The organism is Candidatus Pelagibacter sp. PS_31, assembly GCF_059417865.1.
Map to the genome: position 1 here is coordinate 1,233,423 of NZ_CM182069.1, position 19,996 is coordinate 1,253,418.

The 19,996-nt window shown below is 27.2% G+C and carries 26 protein-coding genes; 10 read left to right on the forward strand and 16 right to left on the reverse strand.

What is annotated here, in order from left to right; genetic code table 11:
* Positions 1 to 13 precede the first annotated feature (13 nt).
* Entirely contained in the window at positions 14 to 1,483 is a 1,470-nt protein-coding gene (locus AC5SLN_RS06530) for a tetratricopeptide repeat-containing sulfotransferase family protein (RefSeq protein ID WP_494593331.1), read from the reverse strand.
* 43 nt (positions 1,484 to 1,526) lie between these two features.
* On the opposite strand from AC5SLN_RS06530, the gene AC5SLN_RS06535 reads away from it, so the two are divergent.
* Entirely contained in the window at positions 1,527 to 2,162 is a 636-nt protein-coding gene (locus AC5SLN_RS06535; RefSeq protein ID WP_494593333.1) for an LON peptidase substrate-binding domain-containing protein, read from the forward strand.
* 2 nt (positions 2,163 to 2,164) lie between these two features.
* Here AC5SLN_RS06535 and AC5SLN_RS06540 read toward each other — a convergent pair whose 3' ends face one another.
* On the reverse strand, positions 2,165 to 3,259 hold the full coding sequence (locus AC5SLN_RS06540; protein WP_494593335.1) for an FAD-dependent monooxygenase: 1,095 nt from the start codon (positions 3,257 to 3,259) through the stop codon (positions 2,165 to 2,167).
* A 64-nt stretch (positions 3,260 to 3,323) separates the two neighbouring features.
* Between AC5SLN_RS06540 and AC5SLN_RS06545 the strand changes: the two genes are divergently transcribed.
* Together AC5SLN_RS06545 and AC5SLN_RS06550 are read left to right on the forward strand one after the other, a co-directional pair.
* Positions 3,324 to 5,414, forward strand: coding sequence for an FtsK/SpoIIIE family DNA translocase (locus tag AC5SLN_RS06545; RefSeq protein ID WP_494593336.1), 2,091 nt, complete (start codon positions 3,324 to 3,326; stop codon positions 5,412 to 5,414).
* On the forward strand, positions 5,414 to 5,968 hold the full coding sequence (locus tag AC5SLN_RS06550; protein ID WP_494593338.1) for a LolA family protein: 555 nt from the start codon (positions 5,414 to 5,416) through the stop codon (positions 5,966 to 5,968). The genes AC5SLN_RS06545 and AC5SLN_RS06550 overlap by 1 nt, the downstream gene beginning before the upstream one ends.
* Here the strand turns inward: AC5SLN_RS06550 and AC5SLN_RS06555 are convergent, their stop codons facing one another.
* The 7 genes from AC5SLN_RS06555 to hisB are packed head-to-tail and all read right to left on the reverse strand — an operon-like array spanning position 5,969 to position 9,834.
* The gene (locus AC5SLN_RS06555; RefSeq protein WP_006997581.1) at positions 5,969 to 6,472 is read right to left on the reverse strand and encodes a GNAT family N-acetyltransferase; all 504 of its coding nucleotides are present in this window, start codon (positions 6,470 to 6,472) and stop codon (positions 5,969 to 5,971) included.
* Positions 6,469 to 6,834, reverse strand: coding sequence for an HIT domain-containing protein (locus AC5SLN_RS06560; RefSeq protein WP_271626443.1), 366 nt, complete (start codon positions 6,832 to 6,834; stop codon positions 6,469 to 6,471). The genes AC5SLN_RS06555 and AC5SLN_RS06560 overlap by 4 nt, the downstream gene beginning before the upstream one ends.
* Positions 6,834 to 7,139, reverse strand: a complete 306-nt coding sequence (gene hisE / locus AC5SLN_RS06565; protein WP_271742114.1) for a phosphoribosyl-ATP diphosphatase — start codon at positions 7,137 to 7,139, stop codon at positions 6,834 to 6,836. The genes AC5SLN_RS06560 and hisE overlap by 1 nt, the downstream gene beginning before the upstream one ends.
* Before the next feature lie 2 nt (positions 7,140 to 7,141).
* A complete protein-coding gene (gene hisF / locus AC5SLN_RS06570; RefSeq protein ID WP_271626445.1) occupies positions 7,142 to 7,897 on the reverse strand; it encodes an imidazole glycerol phosphate synthase subunit HisF in 756 nt (251 codons plus the stop codon).
* Positions 7,890 to 8,609, reverse strand: coding sequence for a 1-(5-phosphoribosyl)-5-[(5-phosphoribosylamino)methylideneamino]imidazole-4-carboxamide isomerase (gene hisA / locus AC5SLN_RS06575; protein WP_494593341.1), 720 nt, complete (start codon positions 8,607 to 8,609; stop codon positions 7,890 to 7,892). Before hisA ends, hisF begins: the two co-directional genes overlap by 8 nt.
* A 2-nt stretch (positions 8,610 to 8,611) precedes the next feature.
* Positions 8,612 to 9,238 (reverse strand): imidazole glycerol phosphate synthase subunit HisH, encoded by a 627-nt coding sequence (hisH, locus tag AC5SLN_RS06580; protein WP_494593343.1) that lies wholly within the window; start codon positions 9,236 to 9,238, stop codon positions 8,612 to 8,614.
* A 5-nt stretch (positions 9,239 to 9,243) separates the two neighbouring features.
* Positions 9,244 to 9,834: an imidazoleglycerol-phosphate dehydratase HisB gene (hisB, locus tag AC5SLN_RS06585; RefSeq protein ID WP_494593345.1), complete on the reverse strand. Its 591-nt coding sequence runs from the start codon at positions 9,832 to 9,834 to the stop codon at positions 9,244 to 9,246.
* A gap of 91 nt (positions 9,835 to 9,925) precedes the next feature.
* Here hisB and hslV point away from each other — a divergent pair, with 91 nt between their 5' ends.
* Both hslV and hslU read left to right on the forward strand, forming a co-directional pair.
* The gene (gene hslV / locus AC5SLN_RS06590) at positions 9,926 to 10,441 is read left to right on the forward strand and encodes an ATP-dependent protease subunit HslV (RefSeq protein WP_006997574.1); all 516 of its coding nucleotides are present in this window, start codon (positions 9,926 to 9,928) and stop codon (positions 10,439 to 10,441) included.
* Positions 10,441 to 11,808, forward strand: coding sequence for an ATP-dependent protease ATPase subunit HslU (gene hslU, locus AC5SLN_RS06595; protein WP_494593346.1), 1,368 nt, complete (start codon positions 10,441 to 10,443; stop codon positions 11,806 to 11,808). Before hslV ends, hslU begins: the two co-directional genes overlap by 1 nt.
* Here the strand turns inward: hslU and AC5SLN_RS06600 are convergent.
* Both AC5SLN_RS06600 and AC5SLN_RS06605 read right to left on the reverse strand, forming a co-directional pair.
* The gene (locus tag AC5SLN_RS06600; protein ID WP_494593348.1) at positions 11,798 to 12,319 is read right to left on the reverse strand and encodes a Smr/MutS family protein; all 522 of its coding nucleotides are present in this window, start codon (positions 12,317 to 12,319) and stop codon (positions 11,798 to 11,800) included. The two genes, hslU and AC5SLN_RS06600, sit on opposite strands and share 11 nt — an antisense overlap.
* Positions 12,320 to 12,913 (reverse strand): Tim44/TimA family putative adaptor protein, encoded by a 594-nt coding sequence (locus tag AC5SLN_RS06605; RefSeq protein ID WP_494593350.1) that lies wholly within the window; start codon positions 12,911 to 12,913, stop codon positions 12,320 to 12,322.
* A gap of 58 nt (positions 12,914 to 12,971) precedes the next feature.
* On the opposite strand from AC5SLN_RS06605, the gene AC5SLN_RS06610 reads away from it, so the two are divergent.
* Positions 12,972 to 13,394, forward strand: coding sequence for an FxsA family protein (locus AC5SLN_RS06610; protein ID WP_494593352.1), 423 nt, complete (start codon positions 12,972 to 12,974; stop codon positions 13,392 to 13,394).
* A complete protein-coding gene (locus tag AC5SLN_RS06615) occupies positions 13,378 to 13,800 on the forward strand; it encodes a protein-export chaperone SecB (RefSeq protein WP_494591815.1) in 423 nt (140 codons plus the stop codon). Before AC5SLN_RS06610 ends, AC5SLN_RS06615 begins: the two co-directional genes overlap by 17 nt.
* Here the strand turns inward: AC5SLN_RS06615 and dnaQ are convergent.
* From dnaQ to AC5SLN_RS06640, 5 genes are read right to left on the reverse strand one after another with little or no spacing between them, the layout of a single operon-like run.
* Positions 13,793 to 14,464 (reverse strand): DNA polymerase III subunit epsilon, encoded by a 672-nt coding sequence (gene dnaQ / locus AC5SLN_RS06620; protein ID WP_494593354.1) that lies wholly within the window; start codon positions 14,462 to 14,464, stop codon positions 13,793 to 13,795. The two genes, AC5SLN_RS06615 and dnaQ, sit on opposite strands and share 8 nt — an antisense overlap.
* A gap of 1 nt (position 14,465) precedes the next feature.
* Complete coding sequence (coaE, locus tag AC5SLN_RS06625) at positions 14,466 to 15,035, reverse strand: dephospho-CoA kinase (RefSeq protein WP_494576863.1); 570 nt, start codon at positions 15,033 to 15,035, stop codon at positions 14,466 to 14,468.
* Entirely contained in the window at positions 15,032 to 15,829 is a 798-nt protein-coding gene (gene aroE, locus AC5SLN_RS06630; RefSeq protein WP_494576865.1) for a shikimate dehydrogenase, read from the reverse strand. Before aroE ends, coaE begins: the two co-directional genes overlap by 4 nt.
* Positions 15,826 to 16,413 carry a Maf family protein gene (locus AC5SLN_RS06635; protein ID WP_494593356.1) on the reverse strand — a complete coding sequence of 196 codons (588 nt, stop codon included), beginning with the start codon at positions 16,411 to 16,413 and terminating at the stop codon, positions 15,826 to 15,828. The genes aroE and AC5SLN_RS06635 overlap by 4 nt, the downstream gene beginning before the upstream one ends.
* Positions 16,406 to 17,230, reverse strand: a complete 825-nt coding sequence (locus AC5SLN_RS06640; protein ID WP_494593358.1) for a pyruvate, water dikinase regulatory protein — start codon at positions 17,228 to 17,230, stop codon at positions 16,406 to 16,408. Before AC5SLN_RS06640 ends, AC5SLN_RS06635 begins: the two co-directional genes overlap by 8 nt.
* Before the next feature lie 284 nt (positions 17,231 to 17,514).
* Between AC5SLN_RS06640 and hemE the strand changes: the two genes are divergently transcribed.
* The 3 genes from hemE to hemJ are packed head-to-tail and all read left to right on the forward strand — an operon-like array spanning position 17,515 to position 19,978.
* Positions 17,515 to 18,516, forward strand: coding sequence for a uroporphyrinogen decarboxylase (gene hemE / locus AC5SLN_RS06645; RefSeq protein ID WP_494593360.1), 1,002 nt, complete (start codon positions 17,515 to 17,517; stop codon positions 18,514 to 18,516).
* Positions 18,517 to 19,551 carry a ferrochelatase gene (gene hemH / locus AC5SLN_RS06650; protein ID WP_494593362.1) on the forward strand — a complete coding sequence of 345 codons (1,035 nt, stop codon included), beginning with the start codon at positions 18,517 to 18,519 and terminating at the stop codon, positions 19,549 to 19,551.
* Positions 19,544 to 19,978, forward strand: a complete 435-nt coding sequence (hemJ, locus tag AC5SLN_RS06655; RefSeq protein ID WP_494593364.1) for a protoporphyrinogen oxidase HemJ — start codon at positions 19,544 to 19,546, stop codon at positions 19,976 to 19,978. The genes hemH and hemJ overlap by 8 nt, the downstream gene beginning before the upstream one ends.
* The last annotated feature ends 18 nt before the right edge of the window (positions 19,979 to 19,996 follow it).

Here is a 19,996-nt window from a genome sequence, read left to right on the forward strand (position 1 = left end):
ATTCAAGCAACAATTAATTATTATTGAGCCAAGAATATTTATTAACAAAATTTCTTAATAGATATTTATAAGGTTTATATCTGTCGTAATCATATTTTTTTATCCTATTTCTAACTTGTACATTGCTGGCAGTAGATATTAATAAATCTTTCCTGTTATAAAAACTAAGAACACTATGGTTCCATTTAAGATTACAAAAATCATATAGCTGCTTTGAAATTTCCTCTGGTTTAATTGTTAGCTTACTAAGATCAAGAGAGAAAATCTTTTTTGGATATTTTTTATTGAAAAATTCTATTACTTTTAAATAAGTGTCTATATATTTTAAGATATCTTCTAAAGATTGGGTCCAAGATAATTTTTCTAATGATTGTTGAAAAATTGCAAAAATATTATCTTCAATATTTCTAAAACTGTTTACAAATTTTGCGTTAGGATAAATCTTTAAAATTATATCTATATAAAAAAAATTTTCGAGAGATTTATCAATGAAAATTTTATTTTTTTCATTAAGCAAATTTCTATCGTTCATTATTTGAAAAATTTTGTTATTTAAAATATCTAAGTCAATTTTTGTATTTTCATTATTTTTAAATTCATTATGTGTCGTAACTACTGTTCCATTTATGATACTTGATTCTCCTAAAGTTTTAATCTTTACAGCTCCAGATGAAAGGATTGCTTCAATTATTGTTGAGCCTGATCTTGGTAAACCTATTATAAAAATTGGGTTATAATCTGTTAATGCAGATTTATTATTTTCATTAACAAAATCGAATTTATCATATTTTAATGGAATTATGTTTTGCCAATAGTTTAAGGTATGCTTATTTTTGCTCATTTTATCCTCAAACATACATTTATGCGCTTTGTTTAAGTACTCTATCTCTTTTACATATGATTTTTTTTTTCTTTCCTGTTCTGCTAAAATAAAAAATCCATAACCCATTTCTGTTAACTCAATATTTTTGTTTTTCATAATTTTTTTTAAAGTGACTATTTTGTTATCATCTATAAAATTTTTATCTATTCTGCTTATATTAAAATATACAGATATTCTTTCAGGAGATAATTCAGTTGCTTTTAAATAAAATTTTTTTGATTCATCAAATTTACCAATTTTTTCATAAAATATAGCTGTATTTATAATACCCAATAAATAATCACTCTTAATCGCCAAAGATTTTAGATAAAATTTTTCTGCTTTCAGGAAATTTCCTTCTTTCAAATATATATTTGCTAAATTGTTATGAATGATGTGATTTTTATCATTAATTTTCATACATTTTTCTAAGTATTTTTTTGAATCTTTTTCTTCTTTTAGCGCTTCAGAAGTTAAATATAGTGTAAAGAAAATCTTAATATCAATTTTTACGTTCTTTATGTTATTAACAAAATTTAGTAAAATATCTTTAGCTTTTCTATAATTTTTTTTTTCAATTAAAATTGACGCACTTTTTATGATTTGTTCTTGAATTAACATTAATTTGATTTAAATAATATTTAATACCTATATACTTTTTATTATGTTTACTTTGCCAAAAACAATTTCTGTTTTTCCGTTAAGTAATTTTATTATATTTCCAAACACTACTGTGCCATTAAATATATTTGAGTCAAGATATATTGAAATGGTAAAAGATAGCTTGAATACAAATCAAATGATTGGACTCGTGCAACCAAAAACAAATGATAATAATTCTATTTTAAATTTACATAATGTTGGATGTTTGGGAAAAATTACTAAATTCAAAGACACATCTGATGGACGATATTTGATAGATCTTAATGGTTTAATAAGATTCAATATAGTTAAAGAAATTAAAAGTAATAAATTGTATCGTACATTCGAAATTACTTTTGATAATTATAAAAATGATTTAGATAAAAATAAAGAAACAGCAAAGCTTGCTGGACTTGACAAAATTTTTAAAGATCTAAAATCATTGTTCGAAAAAAAAGGTTATATTATCAATTGGAAATCTCTCAAAAATCAAGATTTAAATGAAACTATTAATGCTCTAGCTATGGCCTCACCTTTTACATTAGAAGAAAAACAAATTTTATTAGAAAGTAAAAATTTAGAAGCAAGAAAAGATAAAATTTCTGAAATACTGAGTACTTACAGTTTTGATGATTTTCACAATACAACTATTCAGTAGACTTAAAAATTTATTCCTGCATCAGCTAGTTTAATAAAATAATTATTTAGATTTTTATTTTTTCCAATATTTTTAATAATTTTGTTAAAACTTTTATTTTTAACTTTTTTATCTAAATTAAAAGATTCATAAATTAAGTCTATGGCTTTAGAAAAAACAAAGTTTTTATCTTTTGTTTTTTTTTCAAATTCATCAAATATTTGTGAATCTAATTGCATACCTAATTCAATTTTGTCTTCAATAATTTTAGTTAGAATTCTAAGATCTCGTATAGTCATATTAAATCCTTGTCCTGCTAACGGGTGCACTCTGTGAAGCATGTCTCCAAAAGCTAAGATATTTTTATGATAATAGTTTCTTAAATTTGAAGAACTCAAATCGAAACTATTTAATTTATCAATTTTATTAATTAAATATTTGGGGTTATTTTTATTAATTAAATCTATTACATCGCTATTATCAAATTTTTTATTCTTAATATCCATTGAATATACTACAGATGTTTCGGTGTTAGAGATTGGTAAAAATGCAATTGGACCTTGCTTTGTAAAAATTTGAGTTGCTGTATTATTCTCTATTTTTTTATGTTTTAAAATAGTGGTATAAGCAAGATTATAATAATTTTTACTAATTTTTTTAGTGAAGTACTTTTTTGCTAAAAAATTATTTGCATCACAATTTATTATTAAATCATATCCTTTTTTATTTAAAAACTCCTCATTTATATTTTTGCTTAATATTATTTTTTTAAAAAATTTATTTTTAATAAGGTTACTATTTAACGATTTTAGAAGCTCATCATTTTTTATAATATAAAATAGATCATTTTTATCATTTTCAAATTTTAATAAATTTTCTGTATCAATTTTATCAGTATAAATTTCTATTCTATTTATTTTCCAGTAATTATTTTTTGAAATTAGAAAAATTTTTTCTTTGAAAAATTCAAAATTACTTTTAGATATTCCTATTGTTCTATTGGAGGAAAAATTACTATTTCTACTTTTATAATAATAATGAACATTTATTTTTTTATTTATAAGGCTTTTAGCTAAAGATAGAGCAGTTAGACCTTCACCAATAATACAAACATTCATAATAATTTTAATTTTAACAATAAAAATTAGATGATACAAAGTGATTAATTAGACTCATTTATTTATGGAATTTAAAAAATTAGCCAACAATACAATTAATTTTGGTATAAATAGAATTATAGAAATTGCCGGAATTGCTTTTGTTGTAATTGGTCTTCTTTTGCTAGTTTCACTTATAACTTTTTCTCCTGATGACCCTAATTTTATTTTCCCAGACAATACAGAAATTAAAAATTTGCTTGGTTTTAATGGAAGTTACACAGCTGATCTTTTTTTTCAAACCTTTGGGCTCATTGCTTTATTAATTCCATTTACGCTCATATTTTCTGGCATAAATATAGTTCTGAATAAGAAAATCTTTTTGATATTTGAAAGTATTTTTTATTCAATTCTTTATTCTTCATTTGGTTCTCTATTTTTTTCTTTTTTTTACCCCACTGCCTTCAACCTTTATATTAATGGAAATGGTGGTTTTATTGGAAAATATTTAGAAACAACTTTTTTAACTTCATTAATTAATATTAATTCTCAAATTTCCTATTACTTTTTAATTTTGATTATTTTAATTTTATTTTTAATTAGTATCCATTTTAAAATTATTTATTTTTATAAATTAATAAAAAAACTTTTTAAATTAATCTTTATAAAAAAAGAAAAGAGTTATACTAATGAAAATGAGATAATTAGTGAATTTATACCACAAGAAGAAATTACAAATTTAATTCAAGAAGATTTACCTTTTATAAAAAGTGAAAATAAATCTCCTAGTAAAAAAATTCGCTTCAAACTACCTACTATCGACTTACTTAAAATCCCAACACAAAAAGATAGGGAAAAACTAAAAGATGAAGATTATATTGATAGTGAATTTTTAGAAAAAATCTTATTAGATTTTGGGGTTAGTGGGAATATAAAGAAGGTTAGTCATGGCCCTGTAGTAACACTAAATGAATTTGAGCCTGCAGCAGGAGTTAAAGTATCAAAAATTATTAATCTCTCAGATGATATTGCTCGAAATACTAGCTCTGAATCAGCAAGAATTGCTACTATTCCAGGACGTAGCACCATCGGTATAGAGCTTCCAAATTCTAGTCGTGAAAATGTTTATTTAAGTGAAATACTCTCTAACTCTGATTTTAATAAAAAAGATATTCGATTACCAATTGCACTTGGCAAGAACATTTCTGGTGTTCCTATTGTTGGAGACTTAGCTTCTATGCCTCACTTATTAATTGCAGGAACTACTGGATCAGGTAAATCTGTTTGTATAAATACTATAATCTTGTCTTTACTCTACAGGCACACACCAGACAAATGTAAGTTCATACTAATCGATCCTAAAATGCTTGAACTATCAACCTATGAAGGCATACCTCACTTATTGTGTCCTGTGATTACTGAGGCAAAGAAAGCTGCTTCTGTCTTAGGTTGGGTTGTTAAAGAGATGGAAAATAGATACCGACTTATGACCAAAGAAGGAGTCCGTAATATTGATGGCTATAATGCTAAGCATACTTTGGCTATGCCCTATATTGTTGTTGTGGTAGATGAAATGTCTGACCTAATGCTTGTTGCTGGTAAAGAGATAGAAAATCATGTTCAAAAATTATCACAAATGGCAAGAGCTGCTGGAATTCACATTATAATGGCCACACAAAGACCAAGTGTTGATGTTATTACAGGAACTATTAAAGCAAATTTTCCTACAAGAATATCTTTTCAGGTAACCTCAAAAATAGATAGTAGAACAATTTTGGGTGAACAAGGTGCAGAGCAACTACTTGGTAAGGGAGATATGCTTTATATGTCTTCAGCAAATAAGATCGTTAGAATTCATGCTCCATTTGTATCTGAAACTGAAATTGAAAAAGTTAATAATTATTTAAGAAGTCAAGCAGAGCCAGATTATATAGATGAAATCTTAAATTTTGCTGATGAGAAAGAATTGAGTGGAGAAACTTCTAGCTCTGGAGATAAAGATGAGTTGTACCAGGCTGCACTTGATATTATTAGATCTGAGGGCAAAGCATCTACCTCATTTTTACAAAGAAAATTACAAATAGGGTATAATAGAGCAGCAAGAATTATTGATATGATGGAAGCTGACGGGGTTGTGAGTAAAGCTAATCATGTCGGTAAAAGAGATGTTCTTTAATGCTTAAAGTAATAATCATTTTATTTTTATTTAGTTTTTACCTTCCAGCCAACTCATCCTCAAAAGATAAAATAATTTCTCAAATGAAACTTACTAATAATTTAAGTTTTAATTTCAAACAAACCATTAATGATAAGAGTGAAGATGGAAAATGTATAATTGAATATCCTAAAAAAATTTTTTGTGTATACAATAATGCTAATAAAAAAATTTTAGTTTCAAATGGACGTTCTTTGGTTATTGAGACTAATAATAAAGGAAGTTATTATCGTTATCCACTTAACAAAACTCCTTTAGAATTTTTACTAGATAAAGAATATCTAATTTTTAAAATAGAAGAACTTGAGCCAAGAGATATTGACAATAAGTATTTAAATTTTAAAATTTTTGAGAATAATAATGAAATTAATATTTTTTTTGATAAGAAAGATTTAAATTTAATTGGATGGCAAACTGAAGATATTTATCAAAATTTATCAATAACATTTATTTCTTCTGTCAAAAAAAACCAAGAGATAGATGAAAAGATTTTTAAATTACCTGAAAATAATTAATCATCTAATTAAAGTTTCAGACTTAAAATTTTTCATACCTCTAGCTAGGTAATTTTTTAATGCATTTTTGTGATCTAGAGAACAGGTGTGAAGCCAAACTCTTACACCACCCATATTAAATGAGCATTTAATTGCCTCACTTAATAAATATCCTCCTAATTTTTTTCCAAAATATTCTTCTAAAATTCCAAAATAAGCAATTTCAGCTTCTTTGCTTTGTTTATTAAATAATAGTTCAAAATAGCCAGCTATTTCACCTTTATCTTTAAGAATGTATGTAAATAACTGGTCATTAGAAACGTAATCTGTCCATTTTAAGTCTGTCCAAATAAGTCTATCAATCCATTGACAGTTCTTACCAATAGATTTGTAAAAAAATTTATTTAATTGAAAATCTTTTGGTTCTACAAGCTCTACAGAATAATTCTCTGCAGGTCTCTTAACTTCTTTTAATTCATCTAGAGATCTTATCTCTAAATAACTTCGGTAAATTTTTTCTGTCACTCAACCATTTTTCCAACTTTTTCTCCTCCAAATAAATGGAAGTGTAAATGTGGAACCTCTTGACCGCCATCTTCACTTAAATTTGTTAAAGCTCTATAACCTTTACCTGTGTCTGTTGAGATACTTAATATTTTTGAAACTTCTGTAATAGCCTTGCTTAACGCAACTATCTCTTGATCTGAGGCTCTATTATTAAAATCATCTAAATCAATGTACTCACCTTTTGGAATAACTAGTGCATGTATTTTTTTTTGAGGATTTATATCATGAAAAGAAAGAACATGTTCATTTTCAAATATTTTTTTACAAGGAATTTCTTTTCTCAAAATTTTTGCAAAAATATTATTTTTGTCGTAACTCATTATCTATTATTCTTTTCTTCAATACCTGATTGTTTTTTTCTGTTTTCCAACTCTTTTAAAACGTCTTCAAACTTAATATCAGCAGCCTCAAGTGTAACCAATATATGATAAATCGTATCTGCTGCTTCATGAACTATATTAGATTTATCATTTAAGGCCTCTTTTAGTTCATCAAATTCTTCTTCCATTTTATCTATACATTTTGACAGGCCACCTGATAATAATGATGAAGTATAAGATTTATCTTCATCCTTATTTTTTCTGTCTCTAATTGTATTTACTAAATTTAATAGATTTTCTGTCATCTCTAAATCCTAACGGGAATTCCTTTTGAATTCAAATATTGTTTAGCTTCATTAATTGAATGTGTTCCGTAATGAAAGATTGAAGCTGCTAGTACAGCGCTAGCATTACCAAGCCTAATACCATCCACAAGGTGATCCAGGTTACCTACTCCGCCCGATGCAATTATGGGTATATTAACTGTTGAAGATATTTTAAACATTAAATCATTATCATAACCAATTTGGGTGCCATCTCTATCCATAGAAGTAACTAATAATTCTCCTGCTCCATTATCTTCCATTTTTTTTGCAAATTCTATTGCATCTATATTTGTGTTGTTTCTTCCACCATGAGTAAAAACCTCCCATTTATCGCCATTTTTTTTAGCATCTATTGCAACAACAATGCACTGTGATCCAAATTTTTTTGAACTTTCAATTATCATTTCAGGGTTTTGAACTGCCGCAGTATTGATTGAAACTTTATCTGCGCCACAATTTAATAATTTATTAATATCTTCAACTCCTCTAACCCCACCACCAACCGTTAACGGCACAAAACATTTTTTAGATGTTCTTTCAACCACATCATATATTGTGTCTCTATTTTCATTGGAAGCAGTAATGTCTAAAAAACAAATCTCATCAGCACCACCATCACTATAAATTTTAGCTTGCTCAACTGGATCACCGGCATCCTTTAAATCTACAAAGTTAATTCCTTTAACAACTCTCCCATTTTTAACATCTAAACAGGGTATAATTCTATTTTTAAGCATCTAATTCTTTTACTAATTCTTCCAATTTAATATCACCATCATAAATAGCCTTACCAACTATTATTCCTTCAATATTTTTTAAACCTTTTGCTTTTTTAATGTCGTCAATTGAAGATACCCCTCCTGAAATAATTACTGGGCAATTAGATACATTTGCAACATTGGTTGTTTCTTCAAAATTAGGACTTTGTTTAGTGCCATCTCTATTTATGTCTGTATAGATTAATCTGCTTGCACCATAATCGTTTACTTCTTTTAAAAAATCTAAAGTCAATTTATTAGAATTTTCCTTCCATCCTGAGACTGACAAGTATCCATCTTTAGCATCTAGACCTAAGGCAATTTTGTTTGGAAATTTTTGACATGCTTCTTTTAAAAAATTTTTATCTTTTATAGCTGCGCTTCCTAAAATAACTTTTTCAACTCCTGCATCTAAGTATTTTTCAATACTTTCAATGCTTCTAACGCCTCCACCTACTTCAATTTTTAAATCAAATTTATGAACTATTCCTTTAATAATATCCAGGTTAACTGTCTCTCCGGTTAAGGCACCATCTAAATCAACAATGTGTAAATTTTTAAAGCCATGATCTTTGTATTTACCAGCTTGATCAACTGGTGATGTTTCATATTCAGTTTTATTATTAAAGTCCCCTCTAATTAGTCTCACACATTTTTTGTCTTTAATATCTATAGCTGGAAATATTTTCATTTTTATAAATTTAAAAAATTTTCTATGATTTTAAGTCCTAATTTATCACTTTTTTCAGGGTGAAACTGAGTTCCAAAGATATTTTCTTTTTCAACTGAGCAAACAATATTTGATGAATAATCTGTTGTTGCTGAAATTACACTTTTATCATCAGGTATAAATTCGTAGCTGTGTACAAAATACATGTGTGATTTATTTTTTATGTTCTTAAAAATTTTACTTTCTTTAACAATATTAATTTCATTCCAACCAATGTGCGGAAGTTTGAATTTATTATTTTGATTATCAATCTTTGAAACTTTTCCTGAAATCCAACCAAGTCCTTTTGTTTCAATTTCTTCATATCCAAAATCTGCAAACATTTGTAAACCAACACAAATTCCAAGAAGAGGTTTTTTATTGGTTATTGCAAATTCATTGAGTATTTCTACTAAACCATTTATGGCATTTAATGCATCAACACAGCTCTTAAACGATCCCTGTCCCGGCAATACTACCTTGTCACTTGATCTAATCTTATTTAAGTCTGATGTTACTTCGATATTAACTTTATCTTTAGCGACTTCTTTAAAGGAATTTATTACAGAGCTGATATTTCCTGAGTTATAATCAACAATTGTGACATTCATTAAACTTATAATGAGCCTTTAGTTGATGGAATGCTCTTCTTATTTCTAGGGTCTATCTCTAAAGCTGTTCTTAATGACCTTGCTAGAGCCTTATAACAAGACTCAATTATATGATGACTATTATCTCCATAAATATTTTCCATGTGCAAAGTTATTCCTGCTGATTGAGAGAAAGCTTGAAACCATTCTTTAAAAAGTTCTGTGTCCATCTCTCCAAGTCTTTCTACTTTTAATTTAACTTTCCATATTAAATAAGGTCTATTTGAAACATCAATTGCAACTCTTGTTAATGTTTCATCCATTGGAATCATTGCATGAGCGTATCTCTTAATTCCTTTAAAATCTTTCAATGCTTTTTTTAAAGCCTCACCTATAGCAATTCCAGTATCTTCTGTTGTGTGGTGAAGATCTATATGAATATCTCCTTTTGCTTTAACTTTTAAATCAATCAGTGAATGCTTTGATAATTGTTCGAGCATATGATCTAAAAAACCTATTCCAGTATCAATTTTATATTGACCTTTGCCATCAATATTAACTTCAACACTAATACTGGTTTCTTTTGTTTTTCTGGAAACTTTTCCAATTCTGCTCATAATATATAATATGTATATAGGGATTAATTAACTATATCAATATTTGCAATCTACTACTTGAAGAATAAAAATTAATATCCATTTATAATCTATGACTACAATAGTACTTATCAGAAAAAACAATGAAGTAGTGGTTGCAGGAGACGGGCAAGTTAGTATGGGCAATACTGTTATAAAAAGTACTGCTGCAAAAGTTAGAAAAATTGAAAAAAGAAATGTAATAGCTGGATTTGCTGGATCAACTGCAGATGCTCTAACTTTGTTTGAAAGACTAGAGGCAAAACTTGAAAAACATGCTGGTAATCTTCCAAGAGCAGCTGTTGAGTTAGCAAAAGACTGGAGAACTGACAAATACTTGAGAAGACTTGAAGCTTTAATGGCAATTGGTGATAAAGAAAATAGTTTTATAATTTCAGGAACAGGTGATGTGTTAGAACCAGAGGGTGATGCCATAGGTATAGGATCAGGTGGAAATTATGCTTTGGCTGCTGCTAAAGTTTTATTAGATACAGATTTAAGTGCTGAAGAAGTTGCTAAAAAAGCAATTCAAGTTGCATCTGAAATTTGTGTATTCACTAATAATAATATTAAAATTGAAAAAATTTAATGGAAGACACAAACGTTACACCTTTCCCAAAAGAAAAAACTGAAAAGAAAGATAACTCTTTAGTCAGTTCTTTGTCACCTAGAGAAATAGTTTCTGAATTAGACAGATATGTTGTTGGACAAAATAAAGCTAAAAAGGCAGTGGCTATTGCTTTAAGAAATAGGTGGAGAAGACAAGCTTTAAAAGGTGAAATGAAGAATGAGGTTTTACCTAAAAATATTTTAATGATTGGGCCAACTGGAGTTGGTAAAACAGAAATTTCTAGAAGACTATCTAAGTTAGCTGAAGCTCCTTTTGTAAAGGTGGAGGCTACAAGATTTACTGAGGTTGGTTATGTTGGAAGAGATGTTGAACAAATTATAAGAGATCTTCTTGAAATTGCAATTGCAATGGAGAAAGTAAAAAAAAGAAAAGAAGTACATACAAAGGCACAAAAGTTAGCAGAAGAAAAAGTTTTAGATGCTTTGGTTGGAAATAAGGCAAGTCTTGCTACTAGAGAAAGTTTTAGAAAAAGATTAAGAGATGGTGATTTAGATGATAACGAAATTGAAATTGAAGTAAATAATAGTGGCTCTCAAGCTGCATTTGAAATTCCTGGAATGCCTGGAGCAAACATAGGAATGATAAATATTGGAGAGATGATTGGAAAATCTGTTGGTAATAAGCAAAAAAAGAAGAAAATGACTGTCAAAGAATCTCATGAAATTTTAATTAATGATGAAGCTGATAAGTTAATAGAAGAAGATAAAATTATAAAATCAGCAAAAAATTCAACAGAAAATAATGGGATAGTTTTTTTAGATGAAATAGATAAAATTTCAGGAAGAACAGATAGATCTGGTGGAGATGTTTCTAGAGAAGGAGTACAAAGGGATTTACTTCCTTTAATTGAGGGAACAACAGTAAGTACAAAATACGGTACAATTAAAACTGATCATATCTTATTTATTGCATCTGGAGCCTTCCAGCTTGCTAAACCTTCAGACTTACTTCCAGAGTTACAAGGTAGACTTCCAATAAGAGTTGAACTTGAAGCTTTAACCAGTGATGACTTTAAAAGAATTCTTAAAGAACCAGACTATAGTTTGATAAAACAATATGTTGCTCTTTTAAAAACAGAAAACGTTGAGCTAGAATTTTCTGATGATGGTATTGATGCAATTGCCAATATGGCTTCAGAAGTTAACAACACTGTAGAAAATATTGGTGCTAGAAGGCTTCATACTATTATAGAAAGAATATTAGATGATATTAGTTTTACTGCAACAGATAGGGCAGGTGAAAAAATTATAATAGATTCTAATTATGTGAAACAAAATCTAGATGAGCTCGTTAAGGATACAGATTTATCTAAATTTATTCTTTAAATTTGTTTTTATTTTTAAGATAAATATAAAAAGCTCCACTACCACCATCTTCAATCTTAGCATCTGTTGTTTCAATTATAAATTGAGTTAAACTTTTATTTTTTTCAATAAATTCTGGAACTGAATATTTTAATATACTCAAATCTTTTGAGAGGTAGGGATTTTCAATATTTTTAGATCTTAGTCCTTTGCCCGTAATCACTATTATTTTAGTAACATTTTCATCAAAACATTTTTGAATAAATTGTTCTATGGCCTTATTTGCTTCTTCAATAGTGTAACCATGCAAATCTATTTTCCTTATCTTCTCGTATCTTATATTTTTTTTAAGAATAAAATCTTTATTGGGAGTTTTCTCTTTATTATTTAAAAAATTTTCCCAGTCCTGTTTATCTTTGTCTGGATTTTTTATATCTCTTTCTTTTATAGGATATTTATTAAGATTTTTTTTTTTATTATTTAGGAAATTTTCCCAATCTTCTTTATCTTTATCTGTTATCTTCTTAATCAATTAGGTATTAGTATTTATTAATAGCCAGTTTGGATTTGATGATTTAATATTTTTTGAGAAAACCCAAGTGTCATAAACGGTTTTGATTTTCTCACTATCTCCTGACACAATTTTTTTATCTTTGTCTTTTATACATGTTATAATTTCACTAACAAAATCCACTGTAACTTCTAAGCTGTCTTCAATTTTTTTGTGCGTTTTAATTGCAGCTGACTTAATCCCTATAAAGGTTATTTCAGCAAAATGGCCTTTACTAGCTCTATCTTCAAGCGCCTCTTTAAATTGATCATAAATTTTTTTACCTAAAAGTGGTTTGCTTGCTATCAGTTTGTTGTCACTATCACTAAAATCTGTAATAATTGTTTCATAAGCAATTTTTGCTCCTTTTAAAAATTCCTTTTGTGACACGTCATCAAAATTTTCACTAACTAGTTTTGGAGCTATATTTGTTTTTTGAAATTCCTTTTCAAATTGTGATGGAATTTTACCTTCAAAACCAGTTTTTTTACCAAGTATTCCTCTTAGACGAAGAAAAATAAAACCAGCAATCATTGCTAAAAGAATAATATCTATGTATTCAAAACTATAACTCATAATTTAATAATATTTACTATGTTGATTAATTACAACTAGCAATTTAGACTAAGGACAAATGAACACATTTTTATTATTATTAATTGGCATTCCTATTATTGAAATTTATTTATTTATCAAGCTAGGTTCACAAATTGGGGCCTTTAACACGATTTTACTTATCTTTATTACAGCTTTTTTTGGCATTATCTACGCAAGATATGAAGGTTTTAACACTCTTAAGTCTGGAATGTCCCAAATGGTAAAAAATGAACTTCCAGTTTATGAGATTATTTCAGGGGCTGCTTTAGCGTTTGCAGCATTACTTTTGATCTTACCTGGTTTTGCTACAGACTTCTTAGGATTATTGATAATATTTCCACCGACAAGAAAATTGATATTTAAAAAAGTATCAATTAAACAAAAACCCATAAATAAAAAACAAGATTTCATTAATGGTGAATTTGAAGATATAGAGGATGAAAATGACAGAAAACTTTAAAATATTAGCTGAGTTTGTAAAAGATATTTCAGGCGAAACAGCAGATATTCAAACTTATATTTTTGTTAAAGAGCAAATTTCAAAATATCATCTAAATATAGATATAAATTCAAAAGCTTTAAAAAATAAAATGATTGAGGTTAATACAACCTTGAAGTTTGATGATAAGGAATTAAGTGAAAAAAGATCATACTTTGAAATAATTTATACTTCTATTGTTAAAATTGATGATGCTATAAATGATAAAAAAGATTTGGAAAAAATTATATTATGCGATGTTCAAAATAAAATTTACCCCAACCTGGAAAAAGCATTTCTAAATTTAATTCATAATTCTGGATTTCCAGAAGTAACCATAGATAAAAAAATAGATTTTACAGAACTATATAAACAAAGAGCTAATTAAAAAAATTTTTCTTTAAACTGCTTTTTAGATATTCCTTATGTAACTTAAGCTCATCCTCAGTCGGCTTAATAACTTTTTTATAATACTGATTAATATTGTTTGCATTTATTATCATTTTTTCATTATCTTCATTTTTAAAATTTAATGTGGGCTCTTTTTGGTCTAATAAATTAATATAAACTTTGGCTAATAAATCACAGTCTATAAGTGCAGTATGTTGTGTTCTTTTTGAGTTATCTACTCTGTATCTTTTGCACAACGCATCAAGACTTATTGGAGAGCCTGGAAATTTATCCCTGGCTAAAGCAAGTGTATCCACAACATTTTCACTATTTAATTTTTCCTTGCCTAGTAATGATAATTCATTATTTAAGTGAGATAGATCAAATTCGGCGTTGTGTATTACAAGTCTCTTATTTTCTATAAAACCCAAAAACTCATCAACTATATCTCCAAACTTTTTGTGAGTAGATAAAAATTCATCCGTATAACCATGAACTTCTAGGGCTTTTTCAGAAACTTTTCTTTCAGGATTAAGATAGCAATGAAATCTATTTTTGGTTGGTATCAAATTTTCTAACTCGATGCATCCAATTTCTACAATTCTATGTCCGTCTCTAACAGATAGTCCTGTTGTTTCAGTGTCTAGTATCACTTCTTTCATTTTATATAATTTTTTTTAGTATTTTTTTTACACTTTTCTTAACAAGCTTATTGGTAAAATTATTTTTAATAACATGATTGGCTTTTTTCTTTTTATGGTTTAGTGGTAACTGTATTTTTTTAAACTGATTATATAAATTTAAATTAAAATTATCTCTTTTTTTTAGTCTTTTAATAATTTCACTTTTTTTTGACTGAACAAAAACTATTATATCACTTTTTTGGTTTAATTTATTTTCTAATAAAAGAGGAATGTCTAAAATTATAGCTTTTCTTTTTTTATTTTTTTTTAAAAAAATAGTTAATTTCTTTCTAACTTCTGGATGAATAATTTTAGTAATTTTTTTTAAATTTTTTTCACTATCCTCTATTGCTTTTATAATTTGTATTTTGTTTGCTGGAAATACTGAAAAATATTTAGGTAAATTTTTTTTTAATTTTCTAAAACAATTTTTGTTTTTTTTATATATGCTTGCTACTTCTTGATCAGCATTAAAAACTGGATAACCAAAAAGTTTAGCAATATGGCTTTTTCCAGAACCAATATCCCCTACAACTGCAATTTTAATCATACATCTAAAAGATTAATTATTTCATTGTCTACTTCTGGTACAACTTTATGCCAGATAAAAAAGGCTTTTTGAGCTTGATAAATAAACATCATTTTACCATTTTTTGTTATTCCACCGTACTTTTTTGCATTTTTTAAAAAATTTGTTTCTGGTGGGTTATAAATTACATCATAAAAAAATTTGTCTTCGCTTATTTTTTTATAATTAATATTAATTTCATCTTCCTCTTTTAATCCAATGCTTGTTGCATTTATAATTATATCAAAATCTAAAATTTCTCCCCATTTAACTATTTCAATTTCTGGAAAGTGTTTCTTTAACTCTATTGCCTTTAATTCTGTTCGATTACTTAAATAAATTTTTTCAATTTGCATTTTTTTAAGCGCAACAATAATTGAAGGAACAACTCCACCCGCCCCAAGTATTAGAGCTTTTTTATTTTTAGTTTCTTGTTCTGTTTTTTCTAAACTAAGTTTAAAACCTTCAATATCAGTGTTATCGCCTAAAATTTTATTATCCTTTTTATAGATTGTGTTCACTGATTGAGAAATTTTTGCTTCTTCGCTTAATTCATCTAAAAAAGGTACAACCGTTTTTTTAAATGGTACTGTTACATTTATTCCATGAATTTTTTCTTCTCTGATATTAAAAATTAAATCTTTTATCTCATTATTATTTAAAAGCTTTTTTTCATAGGTTGCATTAATTTTATATTTTTTTATCCAATAATTATGTAATTTTGGTGATAAGCTATGATCAATTGGATTTCCTATAACTAAAAAAGTTTTTTTCATTTTATAATTTTAAGATATTCTTTAATTTTTTTGACTGGAAGGCCCATAATTGTATCTTCATCTCCTTCTATCTTTGAAAATAAATTTCTTCCTTCTCCTTCAATTTGATAAACATTATAAGCATAGAGATCCTTATCAGAAATTTTTTTTAAGTAGTTCTCTAATTCTAAAAAAGTCATATTTTTCATGGTTAATGAGGCTTTATCAGTGTAATTCCATATCATCGATCCACCCCTTGATATACAAACTGAACTTATCAATTGATGAGTTTTTCCATTCATCCTTTTAAGTATTTCTAGGGCCTCTACTCTATCGTTTGGCTTTGATATTATTTCACCTTCTAAATCTATTACACTATCTGCTCCAAGAACTATTTCTTCTATAAATTTTTGGCTAATTTTATTAGCTTTTAATTCTGCTAAGTTTTTTGAAATAATTGTTGGAGTTGCCTTTTCTTTTTGCAAACTTTCTTTAACACTATCCTCATCCACATTGGATGGTTCTATTTTACACTTAATGTTATTTGCCTCTAAAATCTTTTTTCTCACACCACTTTTTGATGCAAGTATTATTTCTTTAACCATTATTTTTTTTTATTTCATATATTTTAATTATTGATGCTGCAGTTTCTTCTACTGATTTTCTAGTAACATCAATTGTTGGCCATTTATATTTGGCAAATGTTTTTTTGGCTTCATTAATTTCTTTTTCTATCTTATTGATATTTGTATAATTTGTGTTTTCTTTTTCTTTAAGCGCATTCATTCTATTTTTTCTAATATCAACTAATCGCTGAGGTTCAGTTGTTAAACCCACTACACAAGAAAGTTGGGGGTTCTTTTTTAAGATTTCTGGTATTGATTGCTCATTTACCAAAGGAATATTTAAAGTTTTATAACCCCTGTTAGCAAGATAAATTGATGTTGGTGTTTTACTTGTTCTGCTTACCCCCAATAATATCAAATCCGCTTTATCTACATCTTCAACAAGGTTACCATCATCATGAGCCATGGTAAATTGGATGGCCTCTATTCTTTCATAATACTCCTCGTTTAAAGCATGTTGCCCGCTTGGAACGTGGGATGCTTTTTGATTTAAAAGTTTAGAGAAGTTCATTATTAAATTTCCCAAGACGCTAAAGCATGGAATTTTTTTTTCATCTCCTTTGTTTGCTAAAAACTTTGCAAGAGAAGTATCAACAATTGTGTATAAAATTATTGCATTATCATTTTTTTTTGCCTCATCCATTATTTTAGAAACTTGATTTTCTGTTCTAGTAAAAAAATAAGATTTAACATCATACTCTATGTTTTTAAATTGGGCTTTAATCGCTAGAAAAACTCTATCTAGTGTTTCACCCGTGGAGTCAGAAATAAGGTATATTTGATATGTATTACTCATGAATAAAATGTTGATAATTAAGTATTATTTTTATCATTCTTTAAAATAATCTTGTTTGTTATTTTTCCTTGTAAAAACCTATTTTTATAAACATTAATAAACATGTTAAGCATTAATATACATTTTATCTAATAATATTAAATAAACCCTTAAATTTAAGACTATGTACTAATTCTATAAATTATTAATTGTTGATAAATAATGTATAAAAACTGAAAAACAATTAATTACCATTATTCACATACTATATAACTAATACTATAATTAAATATTTACTTATTATTATGACACCTATCCAAGAAACCATAATAAACAAAAAAAATAATAATTCTCCAATATGGTTAATGAGACAGGCAGGTAGATATTTACCAGAGTTTAGAGAAATTAGAAAATTAAATCCAGATTTTATAAACTTGTGTCTAAACGAAAACCTATCTTCAGAAATAACCTTACAACCTCTTAAAAGATTTGATCTAGATGCTGCTATAATTTTTTCAGATATTTTAATGATTCCATATGGATTAAACCAAGAGGTAAAATTTGAAAAAAATTTTGGTCCAAAACTGGGTTCATTAGATTTAGAAAAAATATCTAAGATTGATGAAATTGATTTTATAGAAAAATTATATCCAGTTTATAAATCAATCAAAAAAGTTAGCGAAGACAATTTAATAAAAAATAAAAATTTAATAGGATTTGTGGGTGCACCATGGACATTGTTAGTCTATATGATTAATAAACATTCCCCAAAAAAAGAATTAGTAAAAGATTTTTTTAAAGATGAATTTTTAATAAATAGAATTTTGATAATTTTAGAAAAGTTTTTGAAATTACATATTGATCAGCAAATTAAAAACGGTGCAACAGTAATTCAAATTTTTGACAGTTGGGCCGGTCTCTTAGAAAAAAAAGACCTACCAAACTATGTATATGTGCCAACACTAAATTTAGTGAATTATATTAAATCATTAAATATTCCTGTAATTTGCTTTCCAAGAGGAATAAAAAATTATAAAAACTATTGTGATATCGTTAAACCTGATGCAGTTAATATTGACTATGATGTCGATCCTGTTTCAATATGTAGAGAAATAAAAATACCAGTTCAAGGCGGCCTTGATCCTAAAGTTTTGTTAACGGATAAAGAAAATTTGAAAAAAGAGACTTTGAAATATTTAAACACCTTTAAAGATCATCCTTATATATTTAATTTGGGCCATGGGGTGTTACCCGAAACCAATCCTGACATGGTCGACTACTTAGTCAAAACAGTGAAAGATTATTAAATGAAAAAAGCAGTAATTCTATTTAACCTTGGCGGTCCTGATAAAATTGAAAATGTAGAGCCGTTTTTATTTAACTTATTTAATGATCCAGCAATTTTAAATTTACCAACTATACTGAGGTACCCTTTAGCAAAATTAATATCCAATAGAAGAGCGCCTGTTGCTAAAAAAATCTATGAAGAGCTTGGCGGCTCCTCACCAATATTAAAATTAACCAAAGAACAATCGGAGGCACTTGAAACAAAGTTAAACCAAACTGAAACTGACAATGAATATAAATGTTTTATTGTAATGAGGTGTTGGAACCCTAGAGCAAATGATGTGATCAAAGATGTTCAATTATTTAATCCCGAAGAAGTTATTTTAATGCCCCTTTACCCACAATATTCTGCCGCAACCTCAGGGTCTTCAATTAAAGAATGGAAAGATGTTTGTAAAAATAATAACTATAAAGTTAAAACAAGCACAATTTGTTGTTATCCTACAGATCAAAATTTTATCAACGCACACACAAAAGAAATAGTGAAAAAAATTAAGGATCTTAAAAATTTTAAACTAATATTTTCTGCTCATGGCCTGCCAGAAAAAAATATTAAAAAGGGAGATCCATATCAATGGCAGGTAGAACAATCTGTTAAAAAAATAGTTTGGAATTTAAACATTGAAAATTTGGATTGGGTGTTGAGCTATCAAAGTAGAGTTGGACCACTGAAATGGATAGGACCATCTACTGAAGAAATAATTGTTGAAAATTCTAAACTTGGCAAGCACATTGTTTTGGTCCCTATCGCATTTGTTTCTGAACACTCAGAAACATTAGTTGAACTAGATATAGAATATAAGGAGATAGCAGACTCTAATGGATGTAAAAATTATACACGTGTCCCAGCTCTTGGCATTAATGAGGATTTTATTCAAGCAATGTCGGAATTAATAATAAAAAAAAATGAATATAAATTAAGTAAAAATCTTTATCCTCCAAAAATTCAGTGTCCTTCAAATTTCAAAAAGTGTCCTTGTTTAAATTATGAATAGTTATTTACTGTTTAAAAGTCTTCATCTGATAGCTGTAGTTTCTTGGATGGCTGGCCTTTTATATCTTCCAAGAATTTTTGTTTACCATGTTGAAAATATTGATCATAAAATTTCATCCTCAATATTTAAAACAATGGAAAGAAAATTATTTTATTTTATCATGATGCCAGCAATGATTTTATCTTGGATCTTTGGATTAATATTAATCTCTGTTATTGGACTTGAGGCTATCTTAACACTTTGGTTAAAACTAAAATTAATACTAATAACTTTTTTGACAATTTATCATTTTTATTTAGGAAAATTACTTAATGATTTTAAACTAGATCAAAATGCTAAATCCTCTAAATTTTTTAGAATAATTAATGAAGTACCAACAATATTGCTTATTTTGGTTGTTTTTATTGTTATATTTAAGCCGATCTAGACTTGAAATGCTTGTTAG